Source organism: Polynucleobacter corsicus, assembly GCF_018688255.1.
GTDB lineage: Bacteria > Pseudomonadota > Gammaproteobacteria > Burkholderiales > Burkholderiaceae > Polynucleobacter > Polynucleobacter corsicus.
The window spans coordinates 571731-586671 of the sequence record NZ_CP061314.1; the positions used below are offsets into that span (position 1 = coordinate 571731).

At 46.8% G+C, this 14941-nt stretch carries 15 protein-coding genes; 6 read left to right on the forward strand and 9 right to left on the reverse strand.

Features of this window, described 5'->3' with window-relative positions:
- Position 1: 1 nt before the first annotated feature.
- Entirely contained in the window at positions 2 to 1018 is a 1017-nt protein-coding gene (locus C2747_RS03115) for an LLM class flavin-dependent oxidoreductase (protein WP_215332334.1), read from the forward strand.
- On the opposite strand, the gene C2747_RS03120 is transcribed toward C2747_RS03115, so the two are convergent.
- Together C2747_RS03120 and C2747_RS03125 are read right to left on the reverse strand one after the other, a co-directional pair.
- The gene (locus tag C2747_RS03120) at positions 1002 to 1424 is read right to left on the reverse strand and encodes a putative toxin-antitoxin system toxin component, PIN family (protein WP_215332336.1); all 423 of its coding nucleotides are present in this window, start codon (positions 1422 to 1424) and stop codon (positions 1002 to 1004) included. The genes C2747_RS03115 and C2747_RS03120 overlap by 17 nt on opposite strands.
- Positions 1421 to 1969, reverse strand: coding sequence for a YaeQ family protein (locus C2747_RS03125; RefSeq protein ID WP_215332338.1), 549 nt, complete (start codon positions 1967 to 1969; stop codon positions 1421 to 1423). The genes C2747_RS03120 and C2747_RS03125 overlap by 4 nt, the downstream gene beginning before the upstream one ends.
- 89 nt (positions 1970 to 2058) lie before the next feature.
- Here C2747_RS03125 and C2747_RS03130 point away from each other — a divergent pair, with 89 nt between their 5' ends.
- Positions 2059 to 3669, forward strand: a complete 1611-nt coding sequence (locus tag C2747_RS03130; RefSeq protein ID WP_215332340.1) for an NAD(P)/FAD-dependent oxidoreductase — start codon at positions 2059 to 2061, stop codon at positions 3667 to 3669.
- A 4-nt stretch (positions 3670 to 3673) separates the two neighbouring features.
- On the opposite strand, the gene C2747_RS03135 is transcribed toward C2747_RS03130, so the two are convergent.
- A complete protein-coding gene (locus C2747_RS03135) occupies positions 3674 to 4270 on the reverse strand; it encodes a P-loop nucleotide/nucleoside kinase family protein (protein WP_215332342.1) in 597 nt (198 codons plus the stop codon).
- A gap of 101 nt (positions 4271 to 4371) precedes the next feature.
- On the opposite strand from C2747_RS03135, the gene C2747_RS03140 reads away from it, so the two are divergent.
- Positions 4372 to 6303, forward strand: coding sequence for an ATP-binding cassette domain-containing protein (locus tag C2747_RS03140; RefSeq protein WP_215332344.1), 1932 nt, complete (start codon positions 4372 to 4374; stop codon positions 6301 to 6303).
- Between the two features lie 11 nt (positions 6304 to 6314).
- Here the strand turns inward: C2747_RS03140 and C2747_RS03145 are convergent, their stop codons facing one another.
- The 5 genes from C2747_RS03145 to C2747_RS03165 all read right to left on the reverse strand — a co-directional run bounded on the left by C2747_RS03145 (position 6315) and on the right by C2747_RS03165 (position 10991).
- A complete protein-coding gene (locus C2747_RS03145) occupies positions 6315 to 6986 on the reverse strand; it encodes an alpha/beta hydrolase (protein ID WP_215332346.1) in 672 nt (223 codons plus the stop codon).
- A 51-nt stretch (positions 6987 to 7037) separates the two neighbouring features.
- The gene (locus C2747_RS03150; protein ID WP_215332348.1) at positions 7038 to 7355 is read right to left on the reverse strand and encodes a chaperone modulator CbpM; all 318 of its coding nucleotides are present in this window, start codon (positions 7353 to 7355) and stop codon (positions 7038 to 7040) included.
- A gap of 5 nt (positions 7356 to 7360) precedes the next feature.
- Positions 7361 to 8320 carry a DnaJ C-terminal domain-containing protein gene (locus C2747_RS03155; RefSeq protein ID WP_215332350.1) on the reverse strand — a complete coding sequence of 320 codons (960 nt, stop codon included), beginning with the start codon at positions 8318 to 8320 and terminating at the stop codon, positions 7361 to 7363.
- A gap of 132 nt (positions 8321 to 8452) precedes the next feature.
- Positions 8453 to 10000 carry a UxaA family hydrolase gene (locus C2747_RS03160; RefSeq protein ID WP_215332352.1) on the reverse strand — a complete coding sequence of 516 codons (1548 nt, stop codon included), beginning with the start codon at positions 9998 to 10000 and terminating at the stop codon, positions 8453 to 8455.
- A 28-nt stretch (positions 10001 to 10028) separates the two neighbouring features.
- The gene (locus C2747_RS03165) at positions 10029 to 10991 is read right to left on the reverse strand and encodes a Bug family tripartite tricarboxylate transporter substrate binding protein (RefSeq protein WP_215332354.1); all 963 of its coding nucleotides are present in this window, start codon (positions 10989 to 10991) and stop codon (positions 10029 to 10031) included.
- A 66-nt stretch (positions 10992 to 11057) separates the two neighbouring features.
- Here C2747_RS03165 and C2747_RS03170 point away from each other — a divergent pair, with 66 nt between their 5' ends.
- Complete coding sequence (locus tag C2747_RS03170) at positions 11058 to 12203, forward strand: mandelate racemase/muconate lactonizing enzyme family protein (protein ID WP_215332356.1); 1146 nt, start codon at positions 11058 to 11060, stop codon at positions 12201 to 12203.
- Here C2747_RS03170 and C2747_RS03175 read toward each other — a convergent pair.
- Positions 12190 to 13125, reverse strand: a complete 936-nt coding sequence (locus C2747_RS03175; protein ID WP_215332358.1) for a 3-hydroxyacyl-CoA dehydrogenase family protein — start codon at positions 13123 to 13125, stop codon at positions 12190 to 12192. The two genes, C2747_RS03170 and C2747_RS03175, sit on opposite strands and share 14 nt — an antisense overlap.
- 144 nt (positions 13126 to 13269) lie before the next feature.
- On the opposite strand from C2747_RS03175, the gene C2747_RS03180 reads away from it, so the two are divergent.
- Both C2747_RS03180 and C2747_RS03185 read left to right on the forward strand, forming a co-directional pair.
- A complete protein-coding gene (locus tag C2747_RS03180; protein ID WP_251374807.1) occupies positions 13270 to 14202 on the forward strand; it encodes an SMP-30/gluconolactonase/LRE family protein in 933 nt (310 codons plus the stop codon).
- A complete protein-coding gene (locus C2747_RS03185; RefSeq protein WP_215332360.1) occupies positions 14189 to 14938 on the forward strand; it encodes a GntR family transcriptional regulator in 750 nt (249 codons plus the stop codon). Before C2747_RS03180 ends, C2747_RS03185 begins: the two co-directional genes overlap by 14 nt.
- The last annotated feature ends 3 nt before the right edge of the window (positions 14939 to 14941 follow it).

Consider the following 14941-nt stretch of genomic DNA (forward strand, 5'->3'; position numbering starts at 1 on the left):
AATGACAAATGCTGTCCCATACTCCATTCTAGATATATCTCCGATCCCCGAGGGATTTACTGCTGCAGATGCCTTGCGGAACTCTCTGGATGTTGCCCAGCATGCAGAGGCTTTGGGCTATACCCGTTATTGGGTGGCCGAGCACCACAACATGACAGGTAATGCCAGCTCTGCCACTGCAGTCTTGGTCGGCTATATTGCTGGCGGTACAAAAACTATTCTCGTTGGGTCGGGTGGTGTGATGTTGCCAAATCATGCCCCCTTGGTCATCGCAGAACAATTTGGCACTTTGGCATCTATTTATCCCGGCAGGATTGAACTCGGCTTGGGGCGTGCGCCAGGGTCTGATCAAATGACAGCTAGAGCATTGAGACGCGATTTACTTGGAAGCGATGACCGCTTTCCACAGGATGTGCGCGAGTTGCAACATTACTTCGGCCCCCTTCAGGAGGGGCAGCTTGTGAGGGCTATTCCGGGTATGGATACTGAGGTGCCGATTTGGATATTAGGCTCTAGCTTGTATGGCGCACAACTAGCAGCTCACTTTGGCCTACCTTATGCCTTTGCTTCGCATTTTGCACCCGAGCAATTATTGGATGCGATGTCCACCTATCGCGAACTGTTTAAGCCATCGGATAAGCTGGCCAAACCTTATTGCGCATTTCTGATGAATGTAGTCGCTGCCGATACCGATGAAGAGGCTGCTCATCTATTTACTACTTTGCAACAAAACGTTATTCGTATGCGCCGCAATACCCGCGGGCAGTTACCACCCCCAATAGAAAACATAGATGACTATTGTGAGCCGCATGAAACAATGACTGCCGCTCATGCTTTGCGCTGTTCTGCGGTCGGATCCTTACAGACCGTAAGAAAAGAGATGCAGTATTGGCTTGATCAGACCGGCGCAAATGAAATCATCATCACGGGTCAAATTTATGACCATCAAGCTCGCCTCAAGTCCTTTGAGATTGCTGCTGAATCAGCTAAAGGCTTGCGCTTTAGTTCTGTAGCCTAAAGGCGTTGTAATCACTGGTTATGAGAATGTCTTCTGAGGCCGCTCTGCTGGCGATTTGAAGCACTGCATTATCTTTGCTAATCAGTACTACGGGCCTAAGTTGATAGGCTAGATCTAGGAAGATCTGATCATCCAGATCCTGGCATTTCCAGGGTGCGGGAGCTAAATTCGAATCATCCTGTTGCTCTGCAATAGATTGCCATTGAGCCAGAATAGCTACTTGAGCTTCTTCATCTAGCTTAAAGAGGGGGCGCGAGATCACATCAGCAAACTCTGCAATTGTTTTCTGGCTAGCTACGAAGTGTGTTGTTTTATCAAAAAGCGCTTTCTTTAAATGAAGGGCTCTTTCGTCATTAAAGACAAAAATATCTAGCAAGATATTGGTGTCTAAAACTACCGGCTTCATTGCTGTTGATTGCGCCAGATTTCTGGGGTGATAGTGACTTGTCCCATATCTGAAGAAACGTATGCTTCCCCATCTTGAATATTCACATGCAGAACCATACTCCGCTCGACTAGCTTATTGAGTTCTTTAGCCTGCTCTGCGGGAATGGAGATCACTTGAAGATTGCGGGCGCGCGTCAATTTATTGGCAATACCATCCCACCAAATTTTGCTGGTGTGTCCGCCATAGCAGTAAGCGATGACTTGATCGGATCGACCGCAGGCTTTCAGAATGCGTCTTTCGTCAGGCTGTCCTATCTCAATCCAAAGCTTAATCGCATCCGTGAGATCTTTTATCCAGAGGTCGGGCTCATCGGTATCGCTCAGGCCTTTAGTAAAGGCTAACTCCTCTTGTGCTTGTAGGGCAAATGCAATGATGCGTATCATCATCCGCTCTTCGGTTTCAGAGGGATGCTTGGCAATAGTGAGTGAGTGACTGCCGTAATAATGGCGGTCGGAATCTGCGACGTGAAGGTCGGCTTTGTGGATAGTTGCGCGTAGAGCCATAGTGCATTATCGCCTTTTAACGCAGCCATTCGCCCTATCCCAGTATTATTTGGAAAAATACCCCAATTTACTGTATATCGTAGAGACCCATGATCCGTATTACCGAACTTCGCCTTCCTATCAGCCATGCCCCCGAGGCATTAGAAGAGGCGATCTTGCGGCGCTTAAATATCCAGGCTCAAGACTTGATTCGGTTTGATATTTTTAAGCGCAGCTATGACGCCAGAAAAAACGTCGCTCTAGCCTTTATTTATACCGTGGACCTATCGGTCAAGAATGAGGAAAAATTACTAAAGCAGTTCTCGAATGACATTCATATTCGACCATCACCGGATATGAGTTATCACTTTGTGGCCAACGCTTCACAGGTGAAGAGTGCAAGTTTTGAGCGACCTGTTGTCATTGGATTTGGCCCTTGTGGAATTTTTGCCGCCTTGGTGTTAGCGCAGATGGGTTTTAAGCCAATCGTATTAGAACGCGGCAAACCTGTACGTGAACGCACCCAAGACACTTGGGGCCTGTGGCGCAAGAATGTCCTCAATCCAGAATCTAATGTGCAATTTGGTGAGGGTGGAGCAGGGACGTTTTCCGATGGCAAACTCTGGAGTCAAATTAAAGACCCGAAGTTTTACGGTCGCAAAGTTATTGCTGAATTCATCAAAGCGGGCGCCCCCGAAGAAATTCATTATGTAGCTAAGCCGCATATCGGAACCTTTCGATTGGTAGGCGTGGTTGAAAGAATGCGCCAAGAAATTATTGAGCTTGGTGGGGAGATTCGTTTCTCACAAAAAGTGATTGGCTTTGATATTCAGGATGATCAGATTAAAGGCGTCAAAATTGAGGGATATCCTGATCTGCCCACCAATCATGTAGTGCTTGCTTTAGGACATAGCGCTCGCGATACCTTTGAGGCTCTTCATGCGGCAGGTGTTTATATGGAAGCCAAACCGTTTTCTGTGGGCTTTCGTATTGAGCATCCCCAATCCTTAATTAATAAAGCACGCTTAGGCCCACATGCTGGTAACGAGCTGATTGGCTCAGCTGATTACAAATTGGTTCACCATGCCAAGAATGGCCGTGCTGTCTATAGCTTCTGCATGTGCCCTGGCGGTACAGTGGTGGCAGCTACTTCTGAACCCAATCGGGTTGTCACCAATGGCATGAGTCAGTATTCGCGTAACGAGCGCAATGCCAATGCAGGCATCGTTGTTGGCATTACCCCGGATGACTACCCTGGCGGCCCTTTAGCAGGCATCGATTTTCAGAGAGCCCTAGAGTCTAAGGCTTATGACTTAGGCGGATCTACCTATGAAGCTCCTGGTCAATTAGTTGGTGACTTCTTGGCAGGTAAAGCCTCTACAGAATTTGGTTCCGTCATCCCATCTTATAAACCGGGCGTGCATCTGACGGATCTCGCCGACGCTTTACCTCCTTATGCGATTGAAGCAATTCGAGAGGCGATTCCTGCTTTTGAGAAACAGATCAAAGGTTTCTCGATGAAGGATGCGGTACTGACTGGTATCGAAACGCGTACATCCTCGCCATTGCGTATTACTCGAGGCGCCAATCTTCAGAGTTTAAATATCAAAGGTCTTTACCCTGCAGGTGAGGGTGCTGGTTATGCTGGTGGAATCTTATCGGCAGGAGTTGATGGTATCAAGGTAGCGGAAGCGGTCGCACTCGATTATCTATCCAAGTAAGCATTCAATTAATCAAGTGATCGATTAATTTCTCAAACCGAGTTTCATCAAAATGTAAATTATCAAAGCGCTGTATTGCAGCATGCTCTGGTGGATCTACTCTTCGCTTGGTGTATTCATCCCAATGATGTAGTTTGTATTCATCTCTCGGATCTGCGCGTCGTTCCATGCGCCTTTTAGCTTCACTCTCGTCTAAATCAATCCAGGCAATTCTGATGCTCGATACGCTGGGTACACCAAGCTCTTCGGGCTCGAACATCCGACCACTTTGGATTTCACTAGAAAAGGGCCCCACCAGGATGACATTCACTCCGAGTTGTAGATTTTCTTTGGCGATAGCAATAAGTCCTGCATATTCCGAATCCCTTAAGTTCTGAAGATAAAAAGGACTATCTCGATCATTGGGGTTTTTGGTGGTGAGCTCCATGACATGGGCACTATAGGCGCCATACACCGTATCTTTATCTAAAAAGCAAAAGCTTTCCCCAGTCTTCCCAACAATGAGGGGTAGTGCTTTTTTAGCTAAAGTGGTTTTACCGGTGCCCGCATGGCCGGCAAAGAGAATGAGTCGGGGCGCGCTTGGACTGAGCTTGCAGGTCATTTATCCCTTTATTTGGAGGTGTTCTCTGAGTAAATTCTACTTCTCAATCCCATGTTTATTGGAAATATCACCACTTTGGATGAAGTGACGATAATGTCGCCATGGCTTTAATCGTACTCACTGATGCAAAACTGGCTTTTGGCCACGTTGACCTCCTCGCAAACACCGCTTTCTCACTGGAATCTGGGGAGCGGGTTGGCTTAATTGGCCGCAATGGCACTGGTAAATCCTCTTTATTGAAGATCTTGGCTGGCATAGAAAAAATGGATGATGGCTTGCTGCAGTATCAGCAAGGTCTCCGTATTGCCTATGTTCCACAAGAGCCTATCTTCGAGGCTGAGGAGACTGTCTTTGATGCCGTATCCAAGGGAGTAGCTCAAGCTAAAGCCTTGCGTGAAGAATATGAAGCCCTCAGCATTGGAGAGTGGGACGATGCCGCCCACCATCGCCTAGATGAAGTGCAATCGCAACTGGAGGCTTTAAGCGGCTGGAACTGGGAGCAACGCGTTCATGAAACGCTAGATCGCCTGCACCTAGAGGCTGAGCTCAAGATTAATACTTTGTCGGGTGGAACCAAAAAGCGGGTTGCTCTTGCTCGTGCGCTGGTAGAGATGCCAGATGTATTGCTACTAGATGAGCCTACCAACCATTTGGATTTAGATTCTATTTCTTGGTTAGAGGATTTGCTCAAAGAGTACAAGGGCTCTGTAATTTTGATTACCCATGATCGCGCTTTCTTGGATAACGTCTGTACGCAGATTGTTGAACTCGATCGCGGCATCTTGCGTACCTACCCGGGTAATTTCTCGGCCTATGAGGTATTAAAAGATCAGGAAATGAACTCAGAGTCTTTGGCTAATGCACGTGCCGACAAATTACTCGCTCAAGAAGAGGTCTGGATTCGTAAAGGCGTTGAAGCTAGGCGCACTCGTAGCGTGGCGCGTATTGCGCGCCTAGAAAATCTTCGCACTACTCGCTCGCAAAGACGTGATGCTGTTGGGCAAGTCAAGCTTGCGGTCTCAGCAGGAGATAGAAGCGGTAAGATTGTTGCTGATCTACAAAATGTTTCCAAGTCATACGAGCGCCCGATTGTGCAGGATTTCACGGCAACGATTTTGCGTGGCGATAAAGTGGGACTTCTGGGACCTAACGGTGCTGGTAAGACCACGCTCCTGAAGTTAATCCTCGGAACGATAGCACCAGACTCTGGCACAGCAACGATGGGTACGCGTATTGAGGTGGCCTATTTTGATCAGATGCGCGAAGGCCTTGATCTCAACGCTTCGCTTGAGGATTACATCAGCCCAGGTAGCGAGTGGATCGAAATCAATGGCAATAAGAAACACGTGAAGAGTTATCTGAGTGATTTCTTATTTGCGCCAGAGCGTACTAATTCGCCTGTAAGCACTTTGTCTGGTGGCGAGCGTAACCGCTTATTGTTGGCACGCTTATTTGCACGTCCTGCAAACGTCTTGGTTTTGGATGAGCCAACCAATGACTTGGATATCGACACCCTGGACTTGCTTGAGCAATTGCTCCAAGACTATAAGGGCACCGTGTTCTTAGTCAGTCATGATCGCTACTTCTTAGATAACGTCGTGACTAGCATCATTGCTAATGAGGGTGATGGATTCTGGCGCGAATATGAGGGTGGTTACGAAGACTGGAAGATTCAGAAGGCACGCTCAGACAAGATTCGTGCAGCCAACGGTGGCCTGAAAGCCGCTGAGAAGTCCGAATCAAAGCTAGAAGCAAAACCGGAGGCAAAGGCGGAATCAAAACCCGCTGTTGTAAAAACTGGGGTGAGTAAGCTTAATGGTAAAGAGCGGCAGGAATTAGAAGTCCTGCCTTTGCAGATTGAAACTCTGGAGACAGAGCAAGCTGAGATTGGGATCGCTATGAGTAATCCAGATCTCTATAAGAATGAGCCCGAATTAGCGGCGAGTATGCAAGCGCGCTTATCAGAAATCACTGCCGATCTAGATATCAAACTACAGCGCTGGGAGCTGCTCTTAAGTCGCTCAGAGTCTTGATGTAGCGTCGCTTATAACTTGCTAAGCACCGTGGTCAAAAATCTGGAGATATCTACCAGCTCATCCGGATGAAGCGAGTGTTCCATTGGGTAGGTATTCCAATCCACCGGATAGCCTAATTTTTCCAGGGTATCAGCTGAAGCTTCTGCGCGATCTAGAGTGATTACCGTATCCCAAATACCATGCGCCATGTAAATAGGCGTCTTGCCATTGGCCTCACTTCTCTCGAGTGCCAGTGAATTTGCTAGAGGTAAATAGCCTGATAGCGCCATGATGCCGGCCAATCGATGTGGAAAGCGTAGGCCAACCTGCAAAGACATAGCGCAGCCCTGCGAGAAGCCAGCCAAAACAATTTTTTCATAGGCAATCCCACGACTTGCCTCCCGTTCAATTAATTCCGAGATCGCTGCTGCTGATTTGTGAATGCCAGCAAGATCTTCGCGGTCGTTGATAGTTCTCCCTGTAATGTCATACCAAGCTGGCATTACGTAGCCGCCATTGACTGTGACAGCCATAGAAGGTGCGCTTGGAAAAACAAATCGAATGGCAGGGCACTCAGAAAGATTGAGTTGGGGAATGATGGGTACAAAGTCATTGCCATCAGCTCCTAGACCATGAAGCCAAATGACAGCAGCACTTGGATTGGGAGCAGTTTCAATTTCAATACAGGGCAATGCGGTCATTTATTTTTATCCTAAATTACAAAGTACATTATTACTAGGTCTGTCAGAGTCTTAGCCAATATTTTCACGAAGCAGTTGATTGCGAAGGCGGCTGATTTCGTCTAGAAGATCTAGCGCTAAAGCGACCCCAGGAGTATTGAGTTCTAGATCATGCGTCAGATGAGCAGCAGTCTTTGCGCGCTTAAGGGACTCTCCACTAAAGCGCCAGTCCTCTGGGGATGAGCCCGCTGGACTGAGAACACCCTCGGAGACCCAAGACATAATGAGATCCTCTGGTGCGCGTGTCGCTTGTGAGATTTCCACAATGCTCATATGTACTTCTTCTTCAACAACGCTACCTGTAATCCAGGTGATTTGTGTTTGCGTCATGTTCATCATCCCTTCAAATGGTTTCTGGGCTTGAAATCAAAAGCTTTCTCCAGCGCTTGATAAGCTTCTTTTTGCGCATCGGTTTCGGCGTCGGGTAAAACAATATTTGGCACTACGTATAGATCGCCTGCCTCTTTGCCAGGGATCCCCTTTGCTTTGAGTCGCATCTTGCGGCCGGCTGCTGTACCCGCCGGAATCCTCAGTTCTAAAGTTGAGCCTGCGGGGGTCGGTATATTGACGGTGGTTCCAAGCGCTGCTTCCCATGGGGCCAGCGGCAAATCAAGATAAACATCTTTGCCATCTACGCGATAGATGGGATTGGGGTGGAAATCAATTTCAAGGTACAAGTCACCCGCGCCACCAGAACCCATGCCTGGACCGCCCTGACCAGATAAGCGTAGATTTTGTCCAGCCTTAATACCTTTCGGAATGCTGACATCGAGCTTGCGTTCTTGGGTGCTGACATGGCCGTTAGCATCTTGCACAGGCATGTGCAGGGCGATAGTCCGTTGTGCGCCGTTATAGGCATCCGCCAGATCTATCAATATCTTGGCATGATGATCTTGACCTTTTAAGTTCATGCCTTGGCGGGGGTTGCCACCCCTGCCGCCTTGAGTATGACGCCCTCTACCAAAGAGCGATTCAAAGAATTCACTTTGATCGCCCTCGTAGCCACCACCAAAGTTGCTGTCAGAATATTCAAACCCTTCGTTCCAGTTTGGAGGAGGAGTGAAATCTTGACCATTTTTCCAGTTAGCGCCCATACGATCGTAGGCAGCGCGCTTCTCAGTATCTTTGAGAACGGCGTAGGCCTCGCCAACTTCTTTAAATTGGTCTTCTGCCCCGGCTTCTTTATTGACGTCCGGGTGATATTTGCGCGCCAACTTTCGGTAAGCCGCTTTAATTTCTGCTTCAGTGGCGCCACGCGCTACACCGAGTGTTTCATAGTAGTCCCTGAATTTCATAAGCCTAATGAAGTCCTGATTAAATCAATAGCTTTAATTCTACAGTCCCCGGCGCTGATTTCTAGCTTCTTTTCGGTAAAGAAAAAGCGGGCATCTGGCCCGCTTATCACTACTGTGAGGTGGAGTCTTTCATTAGCTCATGACGCCAACTTGCCAAGGCACGAATTCATAGTCACCTAGACCCAATAATTCGCTTTTTGAAGCCTCTCCTGAGGCTGTCCTGAGGAAGAGTTCAAAAATACGTTGCCCCATCTCTTGAACAGAAACCGTGCCATCTAAGATCTCTCCGCAATTGATATCCATATCTTCAGTTAGCTTTTGATACATGGGCGTATTAGTAGCCAGCTTAATGCAAGGCGCTGGTTTAGAGCCAAACATGGAGCCGCGTCCGGTAGTGAAGGCAATCAAGTTTGCACCACCTGCAATTTGACCGGTTGCCGAGACAGGATCAAAACCAGGCGTATCCATGAATACAAAACCTTTGGCTGTGACTGGCTCTGCATAGCGATAGACTTCCATCAGAGGTCCGGTACCACCTTTCATAGAAGAGCCGAGTGACTTTTCAAAGATGTTGGCAAGGCCACCAATTTGATTGCCGGGACTCACTTGCCCATTGATTTGGACATCACGACCAACAGAATATTCATCTTTCCACCAACGAATCCGTTTAATGAGCTTCTCGCCAATTTCTTTAGTGGCGGCTCTGCGGGTAAGTGTGTGCTCAACCCCATAAATTTCCGGCGTTTCAGAAAGAATACCTGTGCCACCATGGCGCGACAAAATATCTACTGCAGCGCCTAAGGCTGGGTTTGCAGTGATGGAAGAGAATCCATCTGATCCACCGCATTGCAAACCAACGCATAAATGGCTCGCAGAAACAGTTTGACGTTTTGCTTTATTGGCTTCTGGTAGGAGTGCTTTGACGGCTTCAATGCCTGCTTCAATCGTTTTACGTGTGCCGCCAGTCTCTTGCATGATGAAGGTATGCAAGGTAGAGTTTTCTTGCAACGCTTCTTGCTCCATCAATCCTTTTAGCTGATTACGCTCGCAACCTAAGCCAATGATGAGCGCTGCAGCGAGGTTAGGATGCTGTGCATAACCCGCCATCGTTCTACGAAGCAGTTGCATTGGTTCGCCACTCATTTCCATGCCGCAGCCGATACCGTGACTAAAGGCAACTACACCATCGATATTGGGATAGTCTTTCAACCTCTCGGGTGTGAACCAGTCAGCAATTTTATTAACCACCGTAGCAGAGCAATTAACGGTTGACAGAATGCCGATGAAATTACGCGTACCTACTTTTCCATTGGCGCGCACGTAACCTTGAAATGTTGCACGCTCAGATTCCGGAAGGAGGGTGGTGGGCTTATATTCGCTTGCATAAGCGTAGTCACGATCAAATTCACGAAACTCAGTGTTATGACTATGAACCATCATGCCGGGCTCAATATCGGTATTAGCAAAGCCCACGGTGACGTTGTATTTGAGGATAGGCTCACCCTTCAAGATTTTCTTTGTAGCGATCTTGTAACCCGCAGGTACTTGGCTACGGCTCGTGAAATTCTCGCTGGGCACTTGCTCACCAATAGCCACATCAACTCGAGCAACAACAATGTTGTCATTTGGATGCAGGCGAATAATTGCGCCAGCTAATTTTTTTTCAGATGTTTCAATCATGAGTGACTTTCGATTCGTGTATTTTTAATTATTCTGCAGTAATACCTGATTTTTTGACAATCGGCGCCCACTTGGCGACTTCAGATTTTATGTAGTCACCAAGCTGGCCCGGGGTGCTGGTGACAACATCAAATCCTCTTGAGTTCAACTGGGATTTAATGTCAGGGTTGTTCAGTACATTGGCTAGCTGGGCGTTCAATTTTTCCACAATTGCCTTTGGTGTGCTTGCTGGCGCAACAATGGCATAAACCAGTTCTACGTCAAATTTGGGCAGGGTCTCAGATATGGCCGGGATCTCTGGGGCATTTGGAGATCGTTTTAAGCTGGTCACACCCAATCCAGTGAGCTTTCCAGATTTGACATAAGGCAGCGCTGCTGGCGTGCCAACAATAGCTGTTTGAATCTGTCCACCCAGTACATCTGTTAATGCAGGAGCCGCACCCTTGTATGGCACATGAAGAATATTGGTTCCTGCTTGAGTATTAAACAATTCGCCTGCCAGATGTAGTGGTGTGGCTGCACCCGAAGAGCCAAAGCTAACTTTGCCAGGATTGGCTTTATCAAACGCAATCAATTCTGTAACTGTTTTTACAGGTACACCAGGGTTGGCTACCAACATCAATGAGGAGGAGGCAACCAGTGAGACTGGGGCAAAATCTTTAATAACGTTGTAGTTGAGTTTTTTATACAAGGTTTCATTAATAGCTTGGGTGCCTACAAGCATCAGGAAGAGTGTGTAACCATCACCTTTGGAGTTGGCTACATATTCCGCAGCTAAATTGGCACCCGCACCGGGTTTATTTTCAATAATGATGGGCTGACCTAGGTTTTCACCAAGCTTGGGAGAAAACCCTCGAGCAAGAACGTCTGATGGTCCACCAGCTGCAAATGGGATGATTAGCTTAATCGGCTGGTTCGGATACCCTTGTGCGCTTGCTAGCGATGGCAGAGTAATTCCTAAAGCCAGTAAGGTAAAGATGATTTTTCTCATGTATCGTTCTCCTGGATATTATTTTTTTAAAATCAAAACTATTTTGTCAAAGCTCATAAAGCAAAAATGAAAATCAAATGCGCTGAAATTTACCCCTTATCCATTCCCCTTATCGAGCCCATCAAGATGTCTCGTGAAATGGTAGTGGATGCAAAAACGGTATTGCTCTGCCTAACTGATGATAAGGGTCGACAGGGCTGGGGTGAGGCCTCGGTCGCGCCTTTGATGACCGGGGAAAGCTTGGATAGTCTCGTCGGCAGCATTAAATTCTTGGTAGAAAATGCATTGTCATTAGAGTGGGGCGAGCCGGCCGAATTTGCAAGTGTTTTTAATCGAATTTTGTATGCCAATGCATCAGCAAAATCTTGTTTAGAGATGGCTTTATTGGATTTATATACGCAAGAGCGCTCCATCCCTTTATGGCGATATCTACGAACTGAAAGTGATGTCCTGGCGGATGCCGAACCTGCACCCATACCCTTACTGAGAATGCTGGGCGGCTCATTGGACAAAGAGCTTAGAGATGCCAAGGCATTTCGTGAGCTTGGATTTAGGCACTGGAAAATTAAAATTGGCTCACTCTCGCTAGATGAAGATCTGCATAGGGTGAAAGTGCTGTGCGATGCCTTGGAGGGTGACGTCATCTCTGTTGATGCAAACTGCGCACTCACTTTGACAGATGCAATTCGATTTTGCCAGTCAGAGTCAGCAAGTAAATTAACGTTTGCCGAGCAGTTGATTTCTGCGGAGCTGCCAATGGTAGATTTTGTGTTGCTGAATGAAAGCTCCCCCATTCCAATCGGATTGGATGAGTCGGTCCATGGTCTTGCCGAGCTAGAGCAATTAATCGAGGCTAAGGCATTCAGTGGGGCTAGCTTAAAGCTGATTAAAACAGGCGGAGTAATGCAGGCGCTTGAATGCGCCAAATTACTAGAGCAGCATAAGCTCTCACTCAATTTAGCATGCAAGATTGCGGAGACCTCTTTGTCTGCAGCTGCTACTGCATCTCTAGGATTTGCCATGGGCAAAGTGAATTGGGGTTTTAGCATGTCAAATCAGTACTTGAAGTTTGATATCTGTGACACACCATTGATAGCCAGGCAGGGAAGCTTTGAGGTGGACCAGCTAGCACCCAGCGGCATTGGTATAACTCCAAATATCGATCGAGTAAAGGAAGCCATTGCTAAGGGATATGCGGCTATTCAATATTGAGAACATCAAAAGCAGCCTTCAATCTCCTGGAGTAGGAGTCTGAAACTTGCTGTATTTCTTCTGGCGTCCACTTTCTGAAGCCTTCACCAGATTTCATTCCTGTTTTTCCTTCACTCATCAGCTGTACTACCTTCGGGGGTAGAGTGGTAATGTTGGAGAGCGAGGGATAAATTTCTTTTGCTGCATTTGCCATCCCATCCCAGCCTGAGATTTCTTTTTGGGTCATTGGGCCAACCGCAGCATATCGAAAGCCAAAGCTGTAACGGACGGCATCATCAATATCCTCAGGGCTTGCAATGCCCTCTTGTACAAGCGATAGGGCTTCACGCATGAGTGCATGCTGAATACGATTTGCCAAAAACCCAGGAATATCTTTTTTTACTAAAACTGGTTTTTTAGCAATGCTTTTGTATAGGCTGCAGGCTTGTTCTGCAAATACCAATTCCGTTTTCTCTCCCATGACCACTTCTACTAGGGGCACCACTTCGGCTGGCATAAAGTAATGGGCTCCCATCATTCGATTGGCGGTTTTCAGTCCAGAAGCAATTTTGCTGATTGGAAACCCTGAGCTATTGCTACCAATAGGAATATGCGCTGGAACGCGTTCGTCAAGGTATTGGAATATCTCTTGCTTTAGAGCAAGGTTTTCTGCCACGGTTTCGATGACCCAGTCACACCCATCCCAGTTGGACCAGTTCTCAAGGACTTCAGCCTTCTGTCCAGCCTTGATCGCATCCTGACTTTGGCTAGCGTAGGCTCCGACAATGCCAATTTTCTGTGCGAGGGTCAGCGCTTTATCTAGGCATGCATCCGCTTTATCTTTGTTTCTTCCCAAAATAACAACGGGAATACTTTGTGCAACAAACCCAGCGGCAATACCTGCGGCCATGATTCCGGTACCAATTACGGCAACATATTTCATAAGAAACCTTACTTATACGGTTAAGTATTAATTAATTGAGCTCATCATAAGCTTATATTTACAGTACATTATCACCAATTATGTTTTAATTGTGAATCATTTAAATAAACCTATCCGTATAACTACAAAGAGGAGTAATCAACTATGACGATGCACAACCCATTTCAGCCTGTAGAGAAAATCAAGGCAGAAGTCTTTATGTCAATGCCTGGGAAGTTTAGAAAGAAATCCCGTACAGGCTGGTCTGATCCAAACCGCCAAAACGCTGAAGTTGAGTGCTTTTTAGAAGGTCCTTCTTTTGACCGTGAAGGTAACTTATGGTTTCTGGATATCCCTTTTGGACGGGTCTTCAGAATTACGCCGAAGGGTGATTGGGATTTGGTAACTCAATTTGACGGTTGGCCGAATGGATTGAAGTTTCACAAAGATGGCCGTGCATTTATTTGCGATTACAAGTTAGGCCTATTAGCCCTCGATCCTAAAACTGGAAAAGTGGAAACAATTCTTGGGTCCATGTATAGCGAAAACTTCAAGGGTTTGAATGATTTGCACTTTGCCTCCAATGGCGACCTGTACTTTACCGATCAGGGCCAAACTGGAATTGCAGATCCGACAGGTAGAGTATTTAGATTGCGCGCTAATGGTCAATTAGATCGCTTGGCTATTAATGTACCGAGTCCTAATGGCATCACCTTAAATACTCAAGAAAAGCATGTATTCGTTGCCGCAACAAGATCTCAGCAAATTTGGCGTTTACCACTCATGGCTGATGGTTCTGTTTCTAAAACGGGTGTTGCAATTCAGTTGACAGGTGGCGTTGCCGGGCCTGATGGTATCGAGATGGATTCTGAAAATGGATTGCTCGTTTGCCACTTAGGCGTTGGTATCTGGAGATTTGATAGCAATATGCTCCCGACCCATTTGATCTACTCAGACAACCCACACCACCATCACTTGGCAAACATGTGTTTTGGTGGCGAAGATAATCGGGATTTGTACATTACTGAATCTCTCTCTGGCGATATCTTGAAAGCACGATTGCCTGTAGCTGGCAAAAAGATGTTTGGCCTCTCCTAAGTTGAAAGAATCTCTACCGCTCTATAAGACCTTAGCGAATGCGCTGGCTCAGCGTATTTATGAGGGCGATTGGGCGGTAGGCTCTCACTTGCCATCTGAAGCAGTACTTTGTAAAAGTTTCACAGCAAGTCGCCATACCTTAAGACATGCCCTCCAAACTCTGGAGCGGGATGGCATGGTCTTACGTCGTCAAGGGGCGCCAACTCAGGTGATCTCCAGACGGAAGGTGAGAAGGTTTACACAAAGCTTTAATTCACCTGTTGATATTTTGAGTTACCCAAGAAATACTTATCGACAAAACACCATTGAAGAATTTATTGAGCTCGATAAACCGCTAAGCGAAATGATTGGCGATGCAGTCGGATCCTCTTGGTATCACATTGGAGCTATTCGAAAGCAGCGAGATACCGAGGAAGTAATTGCTTGGACTGATATTTACATTCTTCCCCAATTCGCATCCTTGACATCGGAGCCTGAGCACAGTCAAGTGATGGTGTTCGAGCAGATCGAGAAAAAGTACGGTACTCGAATTGATCGAGCTGAGGTCGATGTTTATGCCATCGACGTGTCTACTGATATTGCAAAGAAGCTTGGGTTGAAGGTGCATGCCCCTTGTTTAGTCATTGTTCGGCGTTACTTTGATAATCAGGATAAGCTTTTTGAAGTAACTTTCACTTACCATCCTCATAATAAATACACTTATAAGATGGAATTTAAGAGTGATACTGGGAATTAAATT